We start from the raw sequence: 22,201 nt of genomic DNA, 5'->3' as shown, positions 1-22,201 counted from the left end.
TCGGGGCACAGCATTTGTGCCCCTTGGCAAGAATTCAACCAAAACTGATGGTTTCTCCCGCCTGAACGCTCGTGGCTTCGCTAAGCAATGCATAGAACTCTCGATTGCTGCGATCGCAGAACCAGGCGCCGTTACGGTAGTTAAAATGATACCCCCCGGCCTTGGTGGCCAGCCACACCTGATGCAGCGGTTCCTGGCGGTTGATGACAATCTTGGTGCCGTTTTCAAAACTCAGCGTCATAACGCCGCCGTTGGTTTCGTAATCGATGTCTGCATCGCCGTCAAAATCATCCAGTGTCTGTTCAATATCAAGCATCAATTGGTCAGCCAACTGATGAAACTCGCTGTCGTTCATATTCGATTCCTATTGCTTTTCATGATCCACCTGCGATTATAGAGACCTTGGACGCATGAATTACAGGCATTAATGCAAATGAGAAAACAACTGCGCTATGCGCTGATGGCCGTTCTACTGGCAGGGCTTTCTGGCTGTGGTCTGAAAGGCCCGCTGTATTTTCCGCCGAATGATTCACCGGCAGCACAACCAACAACCAATGCTGATAATGTAGGTAAAAATCAACAACAATCCGCTGGCACTCAGCAATAGCCGTCGATGAACAACCCGCCACAGCCCGTTTGCGGTGGTTAAGCGGATAGCACGTCCAGATAGCGGAGTATGATATGCAGTTCTCCAAAATGCACGGTCTGGGTAACGACTTTATGGTGGTCGATGCCGTAACACAGAATGTCTATTTTTCACCTGAGCTGATTCGCCGCTTGGCCGATCGGCATTTGGGCATCGGCTTTGACCAGATGTTGGTGGTAGAACCTCCTTACGATCCAGAACTTGATTTTCATTATCGCATTTTCAATGCAGATGGCAGTGAAGTGGCGCAGTGTGGCAACGGCGCTCGCTGTTTTGCGCGCTTTGTGCGGCTGAAAGGCTTGACCAACAAGCGCGACATTCGCGTCAGCACCCAAACTGGGCGTATGGTGCTGAGTGTGACCGATGACGATCAGGTATGCGTCAATATGGGCGAGCCGAACTTTGATCCCCAGGTGGTGCCGTTCCGTGCTGCCAAAGCAGAAAAAACCTACATTATGCGCGCCGCCGAGCATACTGTGTTATGTGGGGTGGTTTCGATGGGTAACCCGCATTGTGTTTTGCAGGTAGATGATGTCACAACCGCCAAGGTCGAATTTCTCGGCCCGGTGCTGGAAGAGCACGAGCGTTTCCCTGAACGGGCCAACATTGGTTTTATGCAGGTGGTCAGCCGTGAACATATCAAACTGCGCGTTTATGAGCGTGGCGCTGGTGAAACACAGGCCTGCGGCAGTGGCGCGTGCGCAGCGGTGGCGATCGGTATCCAACAGGAATTGCTGGCAGAAGAAGTGCATGTAGAACTGCCGGGCGGCAGCCTGCATATCCGCTGGAAGGGGCCGGGTAACCCTTTGTTTATGACTGGCCCTGCAACCCATGTTTACGACGGATTTATTCATCTATGAAGAGCGTAGAGGGCCAGGTAACCACAGATATTGAGCTTGATGACAATATTATCATGCAGTATCTGCTACAGAATCCTGATTTTTTTATGCGCAATGCGCGCCAGGTTGAGCTGATGCGCGTGCCGCATCCGGTGCGTGGCACGGTATCGCTGGTGGAGTGGCATCTGGCGCGGCAGCGCAACCATATCACCCAGTTGGAAGAAGAGATCACCTTGCTGATGGAGCAGGCCAGCGCCAACGAAGCGCTGTTCGCCCGTTTGCTGCATCTGCAAGCTGAGCTGGCCGGTGCCAGCAGCTTGCAGGATATGCTTAATCGCTTGCAGAGTTGGGCGCGTGGCTTTGGTTTGGCGGGGGCCAATATCCGTTTGTTTAACGACCGTTGGAACATTGGCGCGCCATCTGATTTTACCCATCTTGGTCTGGCACGTTCGGGGTTTGAACCGTTGCGCATTCAACGCCTGGGCGATCGGCTGCATTACCTTGGCAGCCTTAACGGCCCAGAGCTATTGCTGTTGTTACCGCAGGCTAAGCAGGTTGGTTCAGTTGCCCTGACTCTGTTGGGGGAGCATGGTGAACTGGGTATGGTGATTTTCAGCAGTCGTGACACGCAACATTATCAACCAGGGATGGGTACTGCGATGCTCAGCCAATTGGCGCGTATGCTGCCGGAGCTGCTGGAACGCTGGATAGAACGCGCATGACCCCTTCAGCGCCCAGCCTACAGCCGCCGGTGGACGCTTTTTTGCGTTACCTGAAGGTTGAGCGCCAACTGAGCCCACTCACTCAAATCAGCTATTCACGTCAGTTACAGGCGTTAATTACGCTAGCGGCCGAGCTGGGCATCCGCGAATGGCCGATGTTGGACGTCGCCAAAGTGCGCCAACTGGCGGCACGCAGCAAGCGTGCCGGGTTGCAATCCTCCAGTTTAGCGTTGCGTCTTTCAGCGTTACGCAGTTTTCTGGATTGGCTGGTCAGCCAAGGTGTGCTGCATGCCAATCCGGCGAAGGGGATTCGCACGCCACGCAGTGGCCGCCATCTGCCGAAAAATATCGACGTTGACGAAATGAATCAATTACTGAACATTGACCTCAACGATCCGTTGGCGGTACGCGATCGCGCCATGTTGGAGGTGATGTACGGTGCCGGGCTGCGTCTTGCCGAACTGGTGGGGTTGGATTGCCGTTATGTCGATCTGATCGGTGGTGAAATCTGGGTAATGGGCAAAGGCAGTAAAGAGCGCAAACTGCCGATAGGCCGCACGGCAGTGACCTGGCTGGAACACTGGCTGGCATTGCGCGATCTGTTTGCGCCGGATGACGATGCGATGTTTCTCTCCAGCCAGGGCAAGCGTATTTCAGCCCGTAACGTGCAGAAGCGTTTTGCCGAATGGGGAGTCAAACAGGGGGTCAACAGCCATATTCATCCGCACAAGCTGCGCCACTCTTTTGCTACCCATATGCTGGAATCGAGCGGCGATCTGCGGGCGGTGCAGGAATTATTGGGGCATGCCAACCTGACTACCACACAAATTTATACCCACCTCGACTTTCAACATTTGGCGAAAGTGTATGATGCTGCGCATCCACGCGCCAAACGGGGGAAATCCTGATGCATTTTTACCGCCCACTGCGCCCGCTGGTGGCGCTGACTTTCGACCTGGACGATACGCTGTACGACAACCGTCCGGTGATCGCACAGACCGAACAGCAGTCGGTGGCTTTTTTGCAGAACTACCATCCGGGGTTGAGCCATTTTCAGCCAGCGGATTTTCACCGTCTGCGCCAGGAATTGCGGGAGCAAGACCCAGAGATTTATCACGATGTCACCCAGTGGCGCTGGCGTGCGGTTCATCTGGCGCTGAGCCGCCAGGGGCTACGTGATACACAAGCAGCTATGGGTGCGGATGCCGCAATGCAGAATTTTGCCCTGTGGCGCAGCCGTATCGACGTGCCAGAGGTGACTCATACCGTGCTGAAGGCGCTGGGGCAACGTTATCGATTGGTGGCGATCACCAATGGCAACGCCGAGCCAGCGTTGTGCGGGTTGGGGAGTTACTTCCAGTTTGTGTTGCGATCGGGGCCGGATGGCCGTGCCAAGCCCTATCAGGATATGTATCAGTTGGCTGCTGCAAGGCTGGGTGTGGCACCAGAGCAGATCCTGCATGTTGGTGACGATCTGACCACCGACGTGGCTGGTGCATTGCGTGCGGGCCTGCAAGCCTGCTGGATCAACGATCGTCAGCGTAGCCTGATGCAGGCCGATGATAGCCGTTTGTTGCCACATATTGAGATTTCGCAGTTGGCATCGTTGATGGCGTTGCTATAATCCCCCGATAATCTGTATAAATCCCCAGTGGAAAGCACGCGGTATGCGGATTTTCCCTTGACCAATTAAATGGTGCCTATGGACGTTTCCGATCTGCTCGACAGCATGAATGATAAACAACGTGAAGCCGTGGCTGCGCCACGCAGCAACCTGTTGGTGCTGGCGGGCGCAGGCAGCGGCAAGACTCGGGTGCTGGTGCATCGCATTGCCTGGTTACTGGCGGTAGAAAATTGCTCGCCGTACTCGATCATGGCAGTGACCTTCACCAACAAGGCGGCGGCGGAAATGCGCCATCGTATTGAACACCTGATCGGCACCAGCCAGGGCGGTATGTGGATTGGTACTTTCCACGGGCTGGCGCACCGCCTGCTGCGTGCTCACCATATGGATGCCAACCTGCCGCAGGATTTCCAGATCCTTGACAGCGAAGATCAACTGCGGTTGATCAAACGCATCGTGCGTGCGTTGAACATCGACGAGAAACAGTGGCCGCCGCGCCAGGCGATGTGGTACATCAACGGCAAAAAAGACGATGGTTTACGCCCGCAGCATATTGAAAGCTATGGCAACCCGGTGGAAGCCACCTGGCTACGGATCTACCAGGCTTATCAGGAAGCCTGCGATCGGGCGGGGTTGGTGGATTTTGCCGAACTGCTGTTGCGCGCTCATGAACTGTGGCTGAACAAGCCACATATCCTCAATCATTACCGTGAACGTTTCACCAACATTCTGGTGGACGAATTTCAGGATACCAATCGGATTCAATATGCCTGGATCCGCCTGTTGGCGGGGGATAAGGCCAACGTGATGATCGTGGGTGATGATGACCAATCGATCTACGGTTGGCGTGGCGCTCAGGTGGAAAACATCCAGCGGTTCCTGCAAGACTTCCCGGCGGCGGCCACCGTTCGGCTGGAACAGAACTATCGTTCCACCAGCAATATCCTGAAAGCGGCCAACACCCTGATCGCCAATAATGATGGGCGGCTGGGCAAAAACCTGTGGACCGAAGGGGCCGAGGGTGAACCGATCTCGATCTATTGCGCTTTCAATGAACTGGATGAAGCGCGCTTTGTGGTTAACCGTATTAAAGCCTGGCAGGACAACGGTGGGGCGCTGAATGATTGTGCGATTCTTTACCGCAGCAACGCACAATCACGCGTACTGGAAGAAGCGTTGCTGCAAGCCGCGATGCCGTACCGTATCTATGGCGGCATGCGCTTCTTCGAACGCCAGGAAATTAAGGATGCGTTGGCCTATCTGCGCCTGATTGCCAATCGTAACGATGATGCGGCGTTTGAGCGCGTGGTGAATACCCCAACGCGTGGCATTGGCGATCGCACACTGGACGTAGTGCGCCAAACGGCGCGCGATCGGCAACTGACGCTGTGGCAGGCGACGCGTGCTTTGTTGCAGGATAAGGTGCTGGCTGGCCGTGCGGCCTCTTCGCTGCAACGTTTTCTCGAACTGGTGGATGCGCTGGCGCATGAAACCGCAGAGATGCCGCTGCATGTGCAGACCGATCGGGTGATCCGTGATTCCGGCTTGTTCATCATGTATGAGCAGGAAAAAGGCGAAAAGGGCCAGGCGCGTATCGAAAACCTTGAGGAACTGGTCACGGCAACCCGCCAGTACAGCTACCAGGACGAAGATCAGGATCTGATGCCATTGCAGGCATTCCTGTCCCATGCCGCGCTGGAGGCGGGCGAAGGCCAGGCGGATGCGTATCAGGATGCTGTGCAACTGATGACCCTGCACTCAGCTAAAGGGCTAGAGTTCCGCCAGGTGTTTATCGTCGGCATGGAAGAGGGCATGTTCCCCAGCCAGATGTCGCTGGATGAAGGAGGGCGGCTGGAAGAGGAACGCCGTCTGGCTTACGTTGGTGTGACGCGTGCGATGCAAAAGCTGACGCTGACCTACGCTGAGACCCGCCGTTTATATGGTAAAGAGGTCTATCACCGCCCGTCACGTTTTATTGGCGAAATCCCAGAAGAGTGTGTGGAAGAAGTGCGCCTGCGGGCCAGCGTTTCGCGCCCGGTGAATCACCGCCGTATGGGAACGCCGATTGCTGAGAACGATACCGGCTACAAGCTGGGCCAACGCGTGCGGCATCCAAAATTTGGTGAAGGGACGATCGTCAATCTGGAAGGCAGCGGTGAACACAGCCGGTTACAGATTGCTTTTCAGGGGGAAGGCATCAAGTGGCTGGTAGCGGCTTACGCCAGGCTGGAAACGGCTTAATATATATTCTAAATCATTCGAGCCGCCTGTAGGCGGCTGGTTCATTATCCCCTGAAGCTTACTGAGGGAAGCGACAGGGGTTAGCAAGTGCGGCCAACAACGCTATGGCTGGAAACGATCGCCAATATTGGCCGTTGCATACCACCGCATAACAGCGGCAATACCTTCTCCCCCTTCCGGTGGTGCCCAGGTCATACAATCAGCTTCGGTCAGTGCCTGATAAGGGCCTTGTTTGACTTCAAAGATCACTCCGCCTGGATCGACGGAAAGCACGGCATGCCAGGTGAACGCCGGCATTTCCAGTACTTTGGTTTCCTCGCCTAACAAGGTGCGCTGGGTGACAATGCCGTCCTCGTTAAACTGCAATACCACGAAACGCCCACGTAGTGGAGTCAACAACTCCCAGGTTTGTGGATGGCGGTGCGGGCGGATATAGGTGCCCGGCTCCATGGCAATCGCTAACCGTTGCACCGGATCGCTTAACTCTTCGTGCAAGGTACGGTGTGCACGCAAACGCGGTACTTTGGCAGCCTGTTCGCTCATCAACGTCAGGTCATGGGCGGTGATTTGTTTCATGCGGTTATTCCATAATGTTCTTATTGCGTAATCTTAGCAATTTTCCGGGTTGCGGTCAGAGATCGCGGCGAGCTTTCCAGCAATGTTTTGCAGAGAGCATGACTGTCTTCGTTTTGCTAGCCCAGCTATCCGATAATCACCTCTCCGTTCCGCCGCTGGCAAAGCCAAAACGCGACAATAACCGCGAAAAGAACGGGTAACATCCCCAGCAAAGATAGCCATGAGACTGGCAGCCCAGATTGGAGCGCACTACCGCCAATTATACCCGCTGCCGCGATACCCAAATTGAAAGCCGAACTGTTGAGGGAGAGCGCGAGTGCTGGTGCCAGATCGCTTGACGCGGTTGCTACCCATGTATTCAGCGGTGGGAAAGTCGAAAAATATGCCAGACCGACGAGGCTCACCGCGGCAACTGCTACCCATGCCGAATGAATTGAAAAGGTGGTGACGAAAAGTGCCGCACACGTAGCTGCCAGCGTAACAACCATTGATCTCGGCAGGTTGCGATCGGCAATTATGGCACCGAGTTGATTGCCAACGAGACAGGCGGCCCCATAGACAAAAAGTGAGAGTGCCAGCCAATCAGCGGCGACGCCAGCCTCCGCCAGCATTGGAACTATGAAGGCGAGCAGAGTCAGCGCCCCCAGAGCGGCGAGCGCGCTCATCGCAATACCGCCGCTCACATCTGGGCGTAACAGCACGCGCAGTGCTCCGAAGCCGATGGATTTCGGTGCGCCCAATCGGGGAAACGCGTACAAGATCAGAGCAAGAGTGCCAGCGATCAACATGGAGATTGCCAGGAATGATGCGCGCCATCCAAAGGCTTGCGCTAAGGTGGTTCCAATCGGAACACCGAGCACTGTAGCAACTCCTAGCCCGAGGGTAATACGTCCGATGGTCCGTGCCTTGCGATCCGGTGCGGCAGTCTCCATCGCGGCGAGAATGAACATCACGAGAATTGTGGTGTGCATTGTTCCGGTGAGAATACGGGCCACCATCAGAATATTGAACGTAGGTGCAAAGGCCGCCAACAGAGAACCTACCGTGTAGAGTGCAACGGCCATTGCCGTCAGGCCAAAGGGACGCATGGTGGATGTCAGGATTGCCAGAAGCGGGCCTGCTACAACAGCGGTTCCCGCATATGCCGTTATGAGCAAACCGGTTTGTGCGATGGAGATGCCGAGAGACGCGCTGAGCTGCGGAAGCATTCCCGCAATCACATTCTCGGATGTTCCAAGCGCAAAGGCACCTAGAAAAAAAGCAATTTGTAGTGGGATGCTTCCCGTTTCTTTATTAACAATTTCCATGTTGATCCCAGTGTATTGTGTTTACTTTAGATGACGCACGCTGGCGCGATGCAGTGACTTCAGCGCGCCTTGGCCGGTTATCTGGTGTTCTCCCTTGGCAGAGCGACAGCCAGACTCAGGGAAGCAGGAGTATTTTCCCTAGGCTGTGCCCGGTTTTGATTTGTTCAAGCGCGGCTGCCGCGTCGGATAAGGGTAGGATTTCAGCGATCCGTATGTTCAGCAGACCTTGCGCCGCGAGCTTCGCAACCTGATGAAGCTCATCGTCAGGATGGTTTACCCAGGGAATGCCAGCGGCATGAGAATGTTCGTCGCCCCATGCGGTTACGGCCCGGCCACCAGCAGGCAGCAATGCGACGGTGGCTGCAACCGAGCCAGCGCCGCCAACGGCATCTGCGCTGGCTGTTATGGGGCCGAGCCTGCGGATTGCATCCACCATGTCAGCGGTATAATCGACCGGGTGAGCGCCCAATGATCTCAGATAGTCATGGTTGGCTGGAGACGCGGTTCCGATAACGCACGCACCGCGCGCAACGGCCACCTGAACAGCGGCGGAGCCGACGCCGCCAGCGGCGCCGTGAACCAGCAGGGTGTCAGCTTTGCTGATCCCGAGATGATGGATCATGGAATAGCCCGCAACCGCCGATGATGGGAGTCCAGCTGCTTGCTCGATGCTGATTTCCGGCGGCCGAGCGACGATCTGGCGGGTATCCACCGCCACATATTCTCTGAACGTGCCCGCGTAGCTGCCCGAAATCAAAGCCAGACGGGCGCGGCTGTCCACGATCACCGCCTGTCCCACCGCGAAGTCGTGCACGCCTGGGCCGACAGCCTCAATGATGCCGGTACTTGCCCAGCCTGGGGTGCCGGGAAACGGAGCCGGATCGTTTCGAAAGAGCCCCGCAACAAGCTTCCAGTCAATTGGATTGACGCCGATCAGCTCGTTGCGCACCAGCACTTGACCGTGTGCCGGATCGGGGACGATTTCGTTTTCCCAGCGCAAAACCTCGGGGCCACCATGTTCGTAATAGACGATTCGTTTGTTCATGCCGCAAATACTACAGTCTCACACCAATGTCAGGGTCAAGTGAATTCTGACAAAATTCGCGTAAGGGATTAGCGGACCGGGCTGGCGCTGATAATTGCGTTCAGAGCCTCCACCGAGGCGCGCAGGGTAGCGATACGATCAAGGAGGTTATTTCGCTCCGCGACGAGATCGTCATGGAGGTCCGCGCACGACAGGCGCAGCCCATCGCGATGCAGCATCATACAGGGCAGGATGCGTTCGATCTTTTGTGTGCTCAACCCGGCTGCGAGCAGGGCCTGTATGCGTTGAACCCGCACCACATCGACATCCACATAAGCCCGGTAGCCGCTCACCATCCGCTCAGGGTGCAGCAGATTCTGTTCTTCATAATATCGTAGCGATCGGATACTTACCCCAGTTCGCCGCGACAATTCACCGATCTTCATCTTATCCTACCTGCTTGCATCACAGTTTCTTAACATCAATGTAAGATATTAGTGGCAAGGTATTCTCTCGTCCATGGCGGGCCAATCATTCTGCATCGATGCATGAAGAATTATCTGCCAGATCGCAATTGTTGATCGACAAGCGTTCGCGTACGTTGGCCAGATTGCGCAGCATTGGTGAGGACTTTGATGAAGACTGCAACCCCTGTACCCTTGCTGCACGGTCAGATCAACATGCTGGGGCACCATACGTTTTCGTTCCATTCGCTCGTAAACCCTGTTAGCACCTGGTTACAAACCAGGTGCTACGGTGATGAATTGCTGCTCAATTATCCTGTTTAACGAGTTGACAGGCTTTTTCTTCTCGGCGTAACATGCGCGCACTATTATCAATGGGGGCATACGCCTTGGACACACCCAGTAGATGCTGGCTCAATGACCTGGGCAACAGGTACAACTTCTAAGGCTACCCCATCGCGCTGATAGCCTTCGTGGTTGTCGGCGACCTTCTTTGTGTCGCTCAGAGTCAGATCTATTCATGGTCTGAAACGAGTTGGTGATGCATTTCCTCTTTGTTTCCGTGCTTCAATGCGTTGTTTCTACCCGTCACCATTAGGGGAGTTTTGGCACATGCTAAGCGCTTTCAAATTAGACAACGGCCGCTTATCCCGTCTGGAACTGGATGATTCAGATGATTTGACAGCATCATTGTGGGTTGATCTGGTTGAACCAGAAGAAGGCGAACGTGAGCGTGTGCAAACTGATCTGGGCCAAAGCCTGGCGACGCGCCCGGAATTGGAAGACATCGAAGCCTCTGCCCGTTTCTTTGAAGATGAAGACGGCCTGCATATTCACTCCTTTTTCTATTTCGAAGACGCAGAAGATCACGCGGGCAACTCCACGGTGGCCTTTACCATCCGCGATGGCCGTTTATATACTCTGCGTGAGCGTGAGCTACCTGCCTTCCGGCTTTACCGTATGCGCGCCCGCAACCAGAGAATGTTGGAGGGGAACGCTTACGAGTTGTTGTTGGATCTGTTTGAAACCAAAATTGAACAGTTGGCCGATGAGATCGAAAACGTCTACAGCGATCTGGAAAAACTCAGCCGCGTCATTATGGAAGGCCATCCAGGTGATGAATATGATGAAGCGCTGTCAAGATTGGCAGAGCTTGAGGATGTTGGCTGGAAAGTGCGGCTGTGCCTGATGGATACCCAACGTGCGCTGAATTTTCTGGTGCGCAAAGCACGTTTGCCAACCGGTCAACTGGAACAGGCGCGTGAGGTATTGCGCGATATCGAGTCCTTGCTGCCGCATAACGAATCGTTATTCCAGAAAGTAAACTTCCTGTTGCAGGCGGCGATGGGGTTTATCAATATCGAACAGAGCCGCATTATCAAGATCTTCTCGGTAGTATCGGTGGTGTTCCTGCCCCCCACGCTGGTGGCGTCAAGCTATGGGATGAACTTTGAGTTTATGCCAGAACTGCGTTGGTCATTTGGCTATCCTGGCGCGATTGCGCTGATGTTGTTGGCAGGATTGGCTCCATATCTGTACTTCAAGCGCAAAAACTGGCTGTAAGCCAATGGTAAAAGGGCTGGTTTTTCAGCCCTTTTACCATGATATTGCGCGTGGGAAAGGCATGGCATTAATGCCGCAATCAATGTGTGTCCACCCGTGATGGGTTGTGTTATCGCAGGCTGGATGAAGACGCTAATGAAAAGTTAAATATCGATGTTTATCTGGTGGTTAGGCATAATGAAAAGAGGATTAACGTGCTGAATACCAGAGATGAGTTCTTGTCCCTTATTCAACGTGGCTGATGCTTTCCTGATCATGGTGACAGTATCCCCCTGAGCCAACGAAATAAGGGTAGAATACTCCCATACTTGGCCGTCCGTAAGGCAGGCGTTTTAATGGAGCGTTTCCCCCGTTTAGTTCAATGGCTGATCTTGTTGCTAGCCTCACTGGCGCTGGGGTTTGGCTTACAGGTGTTCCACGTTCCTGCCGCATTGCTGTTGGGGCCGATGATCGTCGGTGTCGCCATGGGGCTGCATGATTGCCCAAAGCCTGTCTCCTGCCATTCTTACCCCATTGCTTGCTGATTGGCCGCTGGTGTTACTGGTATTGGTTGCTACGCTGGTAGCCAGCGGTATATCAGGCTGGTGTTTGATGCGTTTCAGTGATTTACCCGGCTCAACCGGCGCGTGGGGTTCTTCTCCCGGCGGGGCTTCGGCGATGGTAGCCATGGCGGGGGATTACGGTGCTGATGTGCGGCTGGTGGCGTTTATGCAGTATCTGCGGGTGCTGTTTGTTGCCACTGCGGCGGCGATGGTGGCACGTATTGGCCTGGGTGATGAAGCTGGGCACGGCAGTGCCTCGCTGGTGTGGTTTCCGCCGCTTGACTGGCGCTTTCTTGGTACGCTGGCTATTGCCATCATCGGCTGCTGGTTGGGGTCACGCCTGCGTATCCCTTCTGGCGCCTTGATGCTGCCGATGGTGGTTGGTGTGGCGTTTCATGCAACGGGCACCATGGTGTTGCAGGTGCCTGAATGGTTGCTGGCGCTGGCTTACACGTTAATTGGCTGGAGCGTTGGGTTGCGTTTTACCCGGCCGATATTCCTGTTGGCGTTGCGTACCTTGCCGCAAATGGTGGTGTCTATCGTGGCGTTGATGCTGTTCTGCGGCGGGTTAGCCTGGTTATTGACGCAGTTTTTGCCGGTCTCTCTGATGACGGCCTACCTGGCAACCAGCCCAGGTGGGCTGGATACCGTGGCCATAATCGCCGCAGGCAGCCGGGTAGACATGTCATTTGTGATGGCAATACAAACATTGCGCTTGTTTACCATCTTGCTCACTGGCCCGGCAATGGCGCGATTTATTACCAGGTTGTCTTCAACCTTCGGCGGCGATCCCAACCACCAGGTTTAAGGGCAATAAGCGTTAACGTTGCCTGCGTTGGTGATACAGCGCATCCAAAATGAATAACACTAAGGCTGCCCAGATAAAACCGAAGGTGACCAATTTATCGTGGCCGATGGTTTCACCATAGAACGTCACGGCCAGTAAGAACATCAGCGTTGGCCCAAGATATTGGAAGAACCCAAGCGTTGAAAGGCGCAGGCGGGTTGCCGCTGCGGTAAAGAACAGCAACGGGACGGTGGTAACGACGCCAGCCGCCGCCAGCAACAGATTCAGCGACCAAGGGTTGGCGCTCAGATGGCTGGTTGGGCTATCGGCGATCAGGAACAGGTAGATCGCCGCCACTGGCAATAGCCACAGAGTTTCGATCAACATGCCGGTTTGTGCGTCAACCGCAATTTTTTTGCGCAGCAGGCCGTAAAAGGCAAAACTGAAAGCCAGCCCCAGCGCAATGATCGGCAGGGAGCCGAACTGCCATAATTGCACCACCACGCCGGTAAACGCCAATGCAACGGCGACCCACTGCATGCGGCGAAAACGCTCGCCCAGAAACAGCATGCCCAGCAGAACGTTGACCAGCGGATTGATAAAGTAGCCCAGGCTGGCTTCCAGCATGTGATGGTTATTCACCGCCCAGATAAACAGCAACCAGTTGCCCCCCACCAGCAGTGCGGTAACAGCCAGCAGCAACAGCCGTTTGCGGTTACGGCAGGTGGCACGTACCTGCGGCCAGTGATGCCCCAGTGACACCAGTATCAGCATGAAAAAGAATGACCAGATGACCCGATGGGTGAGGATTTCGTCGGCAGGTATCTGTTGGAGCAGTTTGAAATAGACCGGGGCAATGCCCCAAATAAAATAAGCCGCCAGAGCAAAGAAAATGCCTTGCCGGGTTTGTTGCGCATCCATAGCAGTTACCGCGTGGGGAAAGAAAAAGGGTATCCGATGATTTTACTTGAAGGGGATAGGCTGTGTCCCGTAATTGTGAGGGAATTACGGGACTTTGCCTGATTATCCCACCAGATAGGTGGCCGTGGCGCTGGCGATGTGCAGGCCATCGTGGTTGTGCAGTTCAACGCGTGCAACCGCCACTTTGTTGCCACTGCGCAGCACGCTGGCGGTAGCGATGAAATGTTCGCCACGGCCTGGCCGCAGATAGTCGACTCGTAGATCGATCGTGCCCATCCGTGAGAGGCGTGAAGCCAGTTCTTCTTCGATCAAGGGATCTTGGCGCATCAGCACGCTGCCGACACATACCAACCCGGCTGCAACGTCCAGCACGGCGGCAATCACGCCGCCATGCAGGATATTCTGTGCGGCGTTCCCCACCAGCTTAGGCTGGTTGGTGAAGGTGAGTTTGACGACATCATCGTCAAACCGGCGCAGTTCCAGGCCAAGTTCACGGTTAAATGGCATGTGGTAGACGAAGATTTCGCCTATTTTCTGGCGCGCGGCTTCCAAGGTGAGTAGTGTATGCGACATAGTTCCTTTCTTTGATTGTGATTGGGCCAACTGGTCAGTCCAGGTTAATCATTTGTAGATTTTATGCTTATTTTCTGTTGCTTTCCAGGTGGCGCCAATAAATGTCTTCCTGATACGAAAAACCTGCCGTCTTTCAAAGTACAAGGAATGAACGGTGCCATTCCACCACCACGGGCCTGTGTCTTGAAATCCATTGGGTATAAACGATTCTTTGTGTGTAAAATGGCCTGTTTTTTTATTGTGGATCTTTTCCTAATTTTTCTGGAGTGAACAAAATCATGCGCGTTCTGTCTGGGGTTGTGATGGCAATGCTGTTAGCGCCAACGGCGGTGTTGGCAGATGAGGCTAACAAGCAAGTGGGTCCAGTACGTGGCAGTATCATTTCCAATATGTTGCAGCATTATGATGGTCCATTCACGTTTTATGCGTATGAACCTAACTATCTGCTTTATACCTATACCAGCGATATCAATAAGGAAGCCATTAAATCCTATAGTTGGGCGAAAGAGGCCAATAAGGATGAGGTGACATTCCAGTTAAGCCTGGCTTTCCCGATCTGGAACGGTATTTTGGGCGAGAATTCGCTGCTGGGGGCTTCCTACACCCAACGTTCCTGGTGGCAGCTTTCCAATAGCGAAGAATCGGCCCCCTTTCGTGAAACCAACTATGAGCCGCAGATTTTCCTCGGTTGGGCCACGGATTACCAATTTGCCGGTTGGACGCTACGCGACATTGAAGTGGGGATCAACCATCAATCCAACGGGCGTGAAGACCCAACTTCCCGTAGTTGGGATCGCGCCTACGCGCGCCTGATGGCGCAAAATGGTGACTGGCAGGTAGAAATCAAACCCTGGTACCGTTTTTCAGAAAGTGCCAAGAACGACGACAACCCGGATATCACCAAATACATGGGCTATTATCGCCTGAGAGTGGGCTACGCCTGGGGCGAAAGCGTATTCAGTTTTGACAGCCACTATAACTGGAACACCGGTTTTGGTGGGGGCGAACTGGGGTGGAGCTATCCGATCACCAGCCATGTGCGTTTTTATACCCAGGTGTTCAGTGGGTATGGTGAATCGATGATTGATTACAACTTCAAGCAGACACGGCTTGGCGTTGGTGTCATGCTTAACGACATTATGTAAGCAGGGCGTTTGAAATAGGTGCTGTGGCAGGCACCGCTGTGCCATAGAAAATGGGGAAGTGTGTGTCAACCGCAGCAGTGATAAACAGAGAGATGCTGGCAGAACAGGTATTACACGATACCTTTGGCTATCAGCAGTTCCGTCCGGGCCAACAAACGATTATCAACGCCGCTCTCAAAGGGCAGGATTGCCTGGTGGTGATGCCAACTGGCGGCGGTAAATCGTTATGCTATCAAATCCCGGCACTGGTGATGGAAGGGCTGACGCTGGTCGTTTCCCCCTTGATCTCACTGATGAAAGATCAGGTTGATCAGTTGCTGGCCTATGGTGTTGCTGCGGCTTGCTATAATTCGACGCAAACGCGTGAACAGCAACTGGACGTGATGACGGGCTGCCGCAATGGCAAGATCAAGCTGCTGTATATCGCTCCTGAACGGCTGATGATGGACAGCTTTTTTGATTTGCTGGAGCACTGCCCACCTGCGCTGCTGGCGGTGGATGAAGCGCATTGTATTTCCCAGTGGGGCCATGATTTCCGCCCGGAATATCGCGCTCTTGGTCAGTTAAAACAACGTTTTCCGGCGATGCCGGTGGTCGCACTCACGGCAACCGCCGATGAAGCGACGCGCAGTGATATCGTGCGTTTGCTGGCGTTGCAGGAGCCGCTCATCCAGATCAGCAGCTTTGATCGCCCGAACATCCGCTATACGCTGGTTGAGAAATTTAAACCGCTCGATCAACTGTGGCGCTTTGTGCAGGAGCAGCGCGGCAAGAGCGGCATTATTTACTGCAACAGCCGCGCCAAAGTGGAAGATACCGCTGCCCGTTTGCAAAGCCGCGGGTTGAGCGTAGCGGCTTATCACGCGGGGTTGGAAAATGAGCGCCGGGCCCAGGTGCAGGAAGCGTTTCAGCGTGATGATTTACAGGTGGTGGTAGCTACCGTCGCCTTTGGCATGGGTATCAACAAGCCCAACGTGCGCTTTGTGGTGCATTTTGATATCCCGCGCAATATCGAGTCTTACTATCAGGAAACCGGCCGGGCCGGGCGTGATGGCCTGCCAGCGGAAGCTATTTTGCTATATGACCCGGCGGATATGGCTTGGCTGCGCCGCTGCCTGGAAGAGAAACCGGCGGGCCAGCAACTGGATATCGAACGCCACAAGCTGAATGCCATGGGAGCATTTGCCGAAGCGCAGACCTGCCGCCGGTTGGTATTGCTGAATTACTTCGGTGAAGGCAAACAGCAAGCCTGCGGCAACTGTGATATCTGCCTCGATCCCCCCAAGCGTTATGATGGGTTGGAGGATGCGCGCAAAGCGCTGTCGGCGATTGGCCGTGTCGGGCAACGGTTTGGCATTGGTTACGTGGTGGAAGTGCTGCGCGGTGCCAATAATCAGCGTATTCGCGAGTTTGGTCATGAAAAACTGCCGGTATACGGCATTGGCCGTGATAAAACCACCGAACACTGGACCAGCGTGCTGCGCCAATTGATTCACTTAGGGTTTATTACCCAAAACATCGCCATGCACTCAGCACTGCAACTGACCGAGGCCGCGCGCCCGGTGCTGCGTGGCGAAGTAGCGTTGCAACTGGCAGTGCCGCGCATTCAGAGCCTGAAGGTGCGCAGCAGTGCCAATCAGAAATCCTACGGTGGCAATTACGATCGCAAGCTGTTTGCCAAATTGCGCAAGCTGCGTAAATCGATTGCCGATGAAGAGAACATTCCTCCTTACGTGGTGTTTAACGATGCCACGTTGCTGGAAATGGCAGAACAGATGCCGATCAGAGCCAGCGAACTGCTGAGTGTGAACGGCGTTGGTCAGCGTAAGCTGGAACGTTTTGGTGCGCCATTTATGGCGATGATCCGCGATCATCTTGATGATGACGATGAATAAGGGCAATCAATCATGCTGATCTTGTTTTTGACCGTGGCGATGGTGCATCTGGTGGCATTGATGAGCCCTGGGCCGGATTTCTTTTTTGTTTCGCAGACCGCCGTCAGCCGCTCACGCCGTGAGGCGATGATGGGGGTGATCGGGATTTCGCTTGGCGTCATGGTCTGGGCCGGTGTCGCGTTGCTGGGGTTGAACCTGATCCTGCAAAAAATGGCCTGGCTGCATCAGATCATCATGGTGGGCGGCGGTCTGTATCTGTGCTGGATGGGCTGGCAACTGCTGCGCTCTGCCCGTGCGCAAAAGGGGCAAACCGCACCTACCGCGAACATCGTTTTGCCAAAGCCGGGCCGCAGCTTTATCCGTGGTTTATTGACCAATCTTTCCAACCCTAAAGCGGTGATTTACTTTGGCAGCGTGTTCTCGCTGTTTGTGGGTGAGGATGTGGGAGCCGCCGCGCGCTGGGGTTTATTCATGCTGATCACCGGTGAAACCTTTGTCTGGTTCAGCCTGGTCGCGGTGGTGTTTGCGCTGCCGGCCATGCGCCGTGGCTACCAGCGCTTGGTGAAGTGGATTGATGGCGTTGCTGGCGTGTTGTTCACCGGTTTTGGCCTGCATCTGATTTTTACCCGCTAGGCTATTTTACTTGCCAGTTTGAGCCCGGGCAGTGCTCGGGCTCCTCACGTACTGAATGCACGCTCTGGCTCCTGTACCCAACCTGTCTGCGACAATAACGCTGAGTATTGAATGCTCAGGCTTTTCTAGCCGTTGCCAATAGCCCCGCCACCAGAATAAACAGCGAACCAAAAACACGGTTCAGCAACTGCATTTGCCGCGGCGTTTTTAGCCAACGGGCAATGCGTGTTGCCAACGTGGCGTAGCCAATCATCACAAAGATATCGACGACCACTGTGGTAACGCCCAATATTACATATTGTTCGGCCTGTGGCTGATTAGGGGCGATGAACTGCGGGAATAACGCAGCCAGGAACACAATGCTTTTCGGGTTGGTCAGATTCACCAGTACTGCACGGCGGAACAGGCGGCGGCGCGGCATGGTGCCCGCCAAAGTCTGTAAATCCAGCGCGCCGGCGGCACGCCACTGCTGAATGCCCAACCAGACCAGATAAGCCGCACCGAGCCATTTCAGCAGTTCAAATGCCAGCAGTGACTGCGCAAGCAGCGCGCCCAGGCCAACACCGACCAGCACGATATGCAGGCTTAAGCCGACCTGCAATCCGGCAATCGAGGCGGCAGCACCGCGATAGCCGTGGCTGATGGCGGTACTCATGGTGTTGATAGCACCGGAACCGGGAGAAAGACTGAGGATCAGGGTTGTGAGCAGATAGGTTAACCACCAGTCTAAGGTCATTGCAAGGCTCCCACAATGCGTTAGTATTGCAGCTGTTTTTGTAAGAATTGAATCACCATACGCGAGTATTATTTCTTGTGCCAGAGATCACATTTGTATCTCTGAATATCCTGTGAAAAGGCATTCGATGACGTCATTCACTTTCAGTTCCGCTGAATGGTTAAGCCGCGAAAAACAGTTTTCTGCTTTTGCTACCGGGCCCCTATTGAATTTTTGGCGGCGGCGTGAGGAGGGAGAATTTCTCGGCGTGGGCGGTGTGCCGATCCGTTTTGTGCGTTTCAGTTCGCCGCAACATCAACGAGTGGTCGTGGTGAGCCCAGGGCGCATCGAGAGCTACATCAAGTACCCGGAAGTGGCCTACGATCTGTTCCACAGCGGTTATGACGTGATGATCATCGATCACCGCGGGCAGGGGCGCTCCGGGCGCATGCTGGCAGATCCACACCGTGGCCATGTGGTAAACTTTGCTGATTACGTTGACGATTTTGCCTTGTTCTATCAACAAGAAGTGGCAACGCGTGGTTATCAACAGCATGTGGCCTTGGCGCATTCGATGGGAGGGGCGATCCTGGCGCAGTTTTTGGCGCGTGAGCCCCAGGCTTTTGCGGCAGCGGCGTTATGTGCACCGATGTTTGGCATTCACCTGCCGATGCCGGGTTGGATGGCTAACGGTATTCTGAACTGGGCGGAAAAGCGCCCGACGCTGCGTGATTATTATGCGGTGGGCACCGGGCAGTGGCGGCCATTGCCTTACGTGGTGAATGCGCTGACCCACAGCCGGGAACGTTATCACCGCAGTTTGCGTTATTATGCCGATTACCCTGAGCTGCAAGTGGGAGGGCCAACCTATCACTGGGTGCGGGAAAGTATTCAGGCCGGGAAGCAAATCATTGCTCAGGCAGCTAAAATAACTACACCGATTTTATTATTGCAGGCTGGTGAGGATCGGGTGGTGGATAACCGTTCTCATTGGGCTTTTTGTCAGGCACTGTCAAACGCGGGGCATCCTTGCGAAGGGGGTAAACCGTGGGTTATCAAAGGCGCACGCCATGAGATCCTGTTTGAACGGGACGTAATGCGCGCCGAGGCACTGAACGCAATCCTGCATTTCTTTGCCCAGCACTTATTACCCGATGCCAGGGTATAGGCGGCACTGTTGCTGCCGAAAACACCATCAGAGGTTAGAACATATCGCTATGTATCACGTCGTCGCTTCCGATTTAGATGGCACACTGTTGTCTCCTGACCACATTCTGACGCCATATGCCAAAGAAACGCTGCAACTGCTGACCCAGCGTGGCGTACATTTTATCTTTGCTACTGGCCGCCACCACATTGATGTTTCTCAAATCCGCGATAATCTCGGTATCAGTGCCTTTATGATCACCTCCAACGGTGCGCGGGTGCACAATACCGCGGGTGAGCTGATTTTCAGCCACAATCTGGATGAAGATATCGCCCACGATTTGTACAACATCATGCATGACAATCAGGACATCCTGACCAACGTCTACCGCAACGATGACTGGTTTATGAACCGTGCCAGCCCTGAGCAGGAAAAGTTTTTTCAGGAATCTATCTTTAAATATCAGTTGTTTGAACCGGGTTTGCTGGAAACGGACGGGGTGTGCAAGGTGTATTTCACCTGTGACGATCACGACAAGCTGCAACCGTTGGAAGATGCCATCAATGCGCGTTGGGGCGACCGGGTCAACGTGAGTTTCTCGTTACCTACCTGCCTGGAAGTGATGGCAGGCGGCGTGTCGAAAGGCCATGCGCTGGAAGAAGTCGCCAAGATTATCGGTTATTCGCTGAAAGAGTGCATTGCCTTTGGCGATGGTATGAACGATCTGGAAATGCTGTCGATGGCAGGCAAAGGCTGCATTATGCGCGATGCCCATCAGCGCCTGAAAGACACCTTGCCGGAGCTGGAAGTGATCGGTTCCAACGCTGATGACGCCGTGCCACACTATTTACGCAACATGTTTCTGGCGTAACTGACCGGGGCGTAGCGTGCTGCGCCCCTTTCCCTGCCCTCCCCTCAGCGACCTGGTTCACATTCCATCAACGATTATTTTGATGCTGTCATGGCTGCTGCATCAATATCATTGCAATTGAAACCCCATTTTCAGGTTATCTCACATTTATTGTATGGGTATTGAGCCGGTTGCAAAATTTTCGTCGCTGCCCGCGAAATCGTTTATCTGCCATGTCTCTCCAAGCTCTTTATACTCGAACCAGAACCTCAGAATTATCGGAACATAACGATTCAGGAGATGGCCCATGACACAGAAAACTTTTCACGCAGAACCCTTTGCTTTGCCGTTTGAAATTGGCAGTACCGCACTGGTGATGATTGACATGCAAAAAGATTTTGTTGAGCCAGGTGGTTTTGGTGAAGCGCTGGGCAATGACGTCTCTTTGGTTCGCAGCGCCATTGAGCCTTGCAAGCGAGTGCTGGATGCGGCCCGCCGCCAAGGGTTGCTGGTGATCCATACCCGTGAAGGCCACCGTGCTGATTTGAGCGACTGCCCTCCCGCCAAATTGACCCGTGGCGGGCAAACCTTTATTGGTACTCACGGGCCAATGGGGCGCATTCTGGTTCGGGGCGAAGCGGGCCATGACATTATTCCTGAACTTTATCCGCAGGCCGGTGAACCGGTGATTGATAAACCGGGGAAAGGCGCGTTTTACCAGACCGATCTGCATCTGATCCTGCAAAATCACGGTATCAAGACGCTGATTGTTTGTGGTGTCACCACCGAAGTCTGCGTGAATACTACCGTGCGGGAAGCTAATGACCGTGGCTATGAATGTATTATCCCCCAGGATTGCGTGGGCTCTTATTTCCCAGAATTCCAGAAATACGCCTTGGAGATGATCAAAGCACAGGGCGCTATTTTTGGCTGGGTCAGCGATGCTTCCGCCATCGTGGATGGTTTGCAACGCTAACCAGTACGGGGTAGCCAATGATGGTCACCACTTTTTCCTCGCTCTCTGTGGGCTACCTGGCAGCCAGCCGATTGGAGGATCAGGATGAACTTCAGGTGCACAGCTGTTTTCAGCACTCGTTGAATCTGCGCCACCCCGACGGTTATTTGCTTTCGATACTGCACCACGACAGTCAGAATCTGCCGGATGCGATCCGCATTAGGGTTCCTGGCCATTGGGATTGGCGTTATCGCGCGCAGGTGGGGCAACGCGCCACCTTTGCTCTTGGCCTATTGCACGGTGAGGGTTGGAGTATCGCGCTGGCTCCGGCTGCCTGCTGGTGCCCTATCCGGTGGCGAGAAGCCAGCCCGGCTCCCACCATGCAGAGCGCCTTAAGCCATTACGCTACGCTGGCCTGGCAACTGGAGCAATATTGCCGCCAGCACAGGATTGAAAGCGATCTGCAACTGTTACCCGGCCTGGCAGCAAACGCAGTTTCACCGGGCCGACCGCCACGCAGGGTGCAACTGGGGATAACTGACCCTCTTCACCTGCTGACGGCAGAAGTGAGCGCCTTGATCGGCTACGGGCGCGGGCTGACGCCGGACGGGGATGATTACCTGTTGGGCTATCTGGCCGCGTTATGGCTCTGGCGGCAACACCCGACCATTGCAGCACATAACGCTACGCTACGCAGCCTCATTGGTAGCCAGTTATCACGCACCAATGACATCAGCCGCCATTATTTGGCTCGCGCGCTGGAAGGCCATTTTTCGCAGCCGATTTGTGACCTGATGCTGCTGCTGAGTGCCGAGGCTGCGGCCACCCAGATTCAGGCGGCGGCCTTACAGGTGATGCAGTTTGGCGCATCTTCCGGCGTGGATTGTTTAGCTGGGCTGCTGCACGGTTTGAGGACGTTAGAAAGCACACTTTAAATCCACAACGTGAATGTATTGATTTCAATATGCTGAAAAGCGTCTTTTTCAGCAGGGAACCCCTTTGCCCGTATTTACTGACGGGCAGCTCTGGTAC

The 22,201-nt window shown here is 54.4% G+C and carries 23 protein-coding genes and 1 pseudogene; 16 read left to right on the top strand and 8 right to left on the bottom strand.

Features of this window, described 5'->3' with window-relative positions:
• Positions 1-34: 34 nt before the first annotated feature.
• The gene (gene cyaY, locus Z042_RS03090) at positions 35-355 is read right to left on the bottom strand and encodes an iron donor protein CyaY (protein WP_024912356.1); all 321 of its coding nucleotides are present in this window, start codon (positions 353-355) and stop codon (positions 35-37) included.
• Between the two features lie 78 nt (positions 356-433).
• On the opposite strand from cyaY, the gene lptM reads away from it, so the two are divergent.
• The 6 genes from lptM to uvrD all read left to right on the top strand — a co-directional run bounded on the left by lptM (position 434) and on the right by uvrD (position 6,072).
• Complete coding sequence (gene lptM, locus Z042_RS03085; protein ID WP_417903518.1) at positions 434-607, top strand: LPS translocon maturation chaperone LptM; 174 nt, start codon at positions 434-436, stop codon at positions 605-607.
• A 74-nt stretch (positions 608-681) separates the two neighbouring features.
• Positions 682-1,506, top strand: coding sequence for a diaminopimelate epimerase (gene dapF, locus Z042_RS03080; protein WP_024912354.1), 825 nt, complete (start codon positions 682-684; stop codon positions 1,504-1,506).
• On the top strand, positions 1,503-2,207 hold the full coding sequence (locus Z042_RS03075; protein ID WP_024912353.1) for a DUF484 domain-containing protein: 705 nt from the start codon (positions 1,503-1,505) through the stop codon (positions 2,205-2,207). The genes dapF and Z042_RS03075 overlap by 4 nt, the downstream gene beginning before the upstream one ends.
• Complete coding sequence (gene xerC / locus Z042_RS03070; protein ID WP_024912352.1) at positions 2,204-3,115, top strand: tyrosine recombinase XerC; 912 nt, start codon at positions 2,204-2,206, stop codon at positions 3,113-3,115. Before Z042_RS03075 ends, xerC begins: the two co-directional genes overlap by 4 nt.
• Positions 3,115-3,831, top strand: coding sequence for a 5-amino-6-(5-phospho-D-ribitylamino)uracil phosphatase YigB (gene yigB, locus Z042_RS03065; RefSeq protein WP_024912351.1), 717 nt, complete (start codon positions 3,115-3,117; stop codon positions 3,829-3,831). The genes xerC and yigB overlap by 1 nt, the downstream gene beginning before the upstream one ends.
• 78 nt (positions 3,832-3,909) lie before the next feature.
• The gene (uvrD, locus tag Z042_RS03060; RefSeq protein WP_024912350.1) at positions 3,910-6,072 is read left to right on the top strand and encodes a DNA helicase II; all 2,163 of its coding nucleotides are present in this window, start codon (positions 3,910-3,912) and stop codon (positions 6,070-6,072) included.
• A 102-nt stretch (positions 6,073-6,174) separates the two neighbouring features.
• Here uvrD and Z042_RS03055 read toward each other — a convergent pair whose 3' ends face one another.
• The 4 genes from Z042_RS03055 to Z042_RS03040 all read right to left on the bottom strand — a co-directional run bounded on the left by Z042_RS03055 (position 6,175) and on the right by Z042_RS03040 (position 9,425).
• Entirely contained in the window at positions 6,175-6,648 is a 474-nt protein-coding gene (locus Z042_RS03055) for a WbuC family cupin fold metalloprotein (protein WP_024912349.1), read from the bottom strand.
• A gap of 125 nt (positions 6,649-6,773) precedes the next feature.
• Complete coding sequence (locus Z042_RS03050) at positions 6,774-7,955, bottom strand: MFS transporter (protein WP_024912348.1); 1,182 nt, start codon at positions 7,953-7,955, stop codon at positions 6,774-6,776.
• A 115-nt stretch (positions 7,956-8,070) separates the two neighbouring features.
• A complete protein-coding gene (locus Z042_RS03045; protein ID WP_024912347.1) occupies positions 8,071-9,000 on the bottom strand; it encodes an NADP-dependent oxidoreductase in 930 nt (309 codons plus the stop codon).
• A gap of 68 nt (positions 9,001-9,068) precedes the next feature.
• A complete protein-coding gene (locus Z042_RS03040; protein WP_024912346.1) occupies positions 9,069-9,425 on the bottom strand; it encodes a MerR family transcriptional regulator in 357 nt (118 codons plus the stop codon).
• 374 nt (positions 9,426-9,799) lie between these two features.
• Here Z042_RS03040 and ysgD point away from each other — a divergent pair, with 374 nt between their 5' ends.
• The 3 genes and pseudogenes from ysgD (at position 9,800) to Z042_RS03030 (ending at position 12,356) form a co-directional block, all read left to right on the top strand.
• Positions 9,800-9,889, top strand: a complete 90-nt coding sequence (ysgD, locus tag Z042_RS26805) for a YsgD/CorL family protein (protein WP_417903517.1) — start codon at positions 9,800-9,802, stop codon at positions 9,887-9,889.
• 166 nt (positions 9,890-10,055) lie between these two features.
• Positions 10,056-11,006 carry a magnesium/cobalt transporter CorA gene (gene corA, locus Z042_RS03035; RefSeq protein ID WP_024912345.1) on the top strand — a complete coding sequence of 317 codons (951 nt, stop codon included), beginning with the start codon at positions 10,056-10,058 and terminating at the stop codon, positions 11,004-11,006.
• 335 nt (positions 11,007-11,341) lie between these two features.
• A pseudogene (locus Z042_RS03030) lies at positions 11,342-12,356 on the top strand (AbrB family transcriptional regulator).
• A 12-nt stretch (positions 12,357-12,368) separates the two neighbouring features.
• On the opposite strand, the gene rarD reads toward Z042_RS03030, so the two are convergent.
• Positions 12,369-13,256 (bottom strand): EamA family transporter RarD, encoded by an 888-nt coding sequence (gene rarD / locus Z042_RS03025; protein WP_024912344.1) that lies wholly within the window; start codon positions 13,254-13,256, stop codon positions 12,369-12,371.
• A 102-nt stretch (positions 13,257-13,358) separates the two neighbouring features.
• Positions 13,359-13,829: a thioesterase family protein gene (locus Z042_RS03020; protein WP_024912343.1), complete on the bottom strand. Its 471-nt coding sequence runs from the start codon at positions 13,827-13,829 to the stop codon at positions 13,359-13,361.
• A 278-nt stretch (positions 13,830-14,107) separates the two neighbouring features.
• On the opposite strand from Z042_RS03020, the gene pldA reads away from it, so the two are divergent.
• From pldA to rhtC, 3 genes are all read left to right on the top strand, one after another.
• The gene (pldA, locus tag Z042_RS03015; protein WP_024912342.1) at positions 14,108-14,974 is read left to right on the top strand and encodes a phospholipase A; all 867 of its coding nucleotides are present in this window, start codon (positions 14,108-14,110) and stop codon (positions 14,972-14,974) included.
• 62 nt (positions 14,975-15,036) lie between these two features.
• Positions 15,037-16,869 carry an ATP-dependent DNA helicase RecQ gene (gene recQ / locus Z042_RS03010; protein WP_024912341.1) on the top strand — a complete coding sequence of 611 codons (1,833 nt, stop codon included), beginning with the start codon at positions 15,037-15,039 and terminating at the stop codon, positions 16,867-16,869.
• Positions 16,870-16,881: 12 nt separating this feature from the next.
• Positions 16,882-17,502 (top strand): threonine export protein RhtC, encoded by a 621-nt coding sequence (gene rhtC / locus Z042_RS03005; protein ID WP_024912340.1) that lies wholly within the window; start codon positions 16,882-16,884, stop codon positions 17,500-17,502.
• 115 nt (positions 17,503-17,617) lie between these two features.
• On the opposite strand, the gene rhtB is transcribed toward rhtC, so the two are convergent.
• Positions 17,618-18,238, bottom strand: coding sequence for a homoserine/homoserine lactone efflux protein (gene rhtB / locus Z042_RS03000; protein ID WP_024912339.1), 621 nt, complete (start codon positions 18,236-18,238; stop codon positions 17,618-17,620).
• Between the two features lie 127 nt (positions 18,239-18,365).
• On the opposite strand from rhtB, the gene pldB reads away from it, so the two are divergent.
• From pldB to Z042_RS26240, 4 genes are all read left to right on the top strand, one after another.
• Positions 18,366-19,385 carry a lysophospholipase L2 gene (pldB, locus tag Z042_RS02995; RefSeq protein WP_037406449.1) on the top strand — a complete coding sequence of 340 codons (1,020 nt, stop codon included), beginning with the start codon at positions 18,366-18,368 and terminating at the stop codon, positions 19,383-19,385.
• 49 nt (positions 19,386-19,434) lie between these two features.
• Complete coding sequence (gene yigL / locus Z042_RS02990; RefSeq protein ID WP_024912338.1) at positions 19,435-20,235, top strand: sugar/pyridoxal phosphate phosphatase YigL; 801 nt, start codon at positions 19,435-19,437, stop codon at positions 20,233-20,235.
• A gap of 286 nt (positions 20,236-20,521) precedes the next feature.
• Complete coding sequence (locus Z042_RS02985; protein WP_024912337.1) at positions 20,522-21,190, top strand: cysteine hydrolase family protein; 669 nt, start codon at positions 20,522-20,524, stop codon at positions 21,188-21,190.
• 17 nt (positions 21,191-21,207) lie between these two features.
• Positions 21,208-22,104, top strand: a complete 897-nt coding sequence (locus Z042_RS26240; RefSeq protein ID WP_024912336.1) for an oxamate carbamoyltransferase subunit AllH family protein — start codon at positions 21,208-21,210, stop codon at positions 22,102-22,104.
• The last annotated feature ends 97 nt before the right edge of the window (positions 22,105-22,201 follow it).

It is taken from the genome of Chania multitudinisentens RB-25 (assembly GCF_000520015.2).
Lineage (GTDB): Bacteria > Pseudomonadota > Gammaproteobacteria > Enterobacterales > Enterobacteriaceae > Chania > Chania multitudinisentens.
Note: the sequence above shows the minus strand (reverse complement) of the source record. Positions and strands in the feature narration are given on the sequence as shown.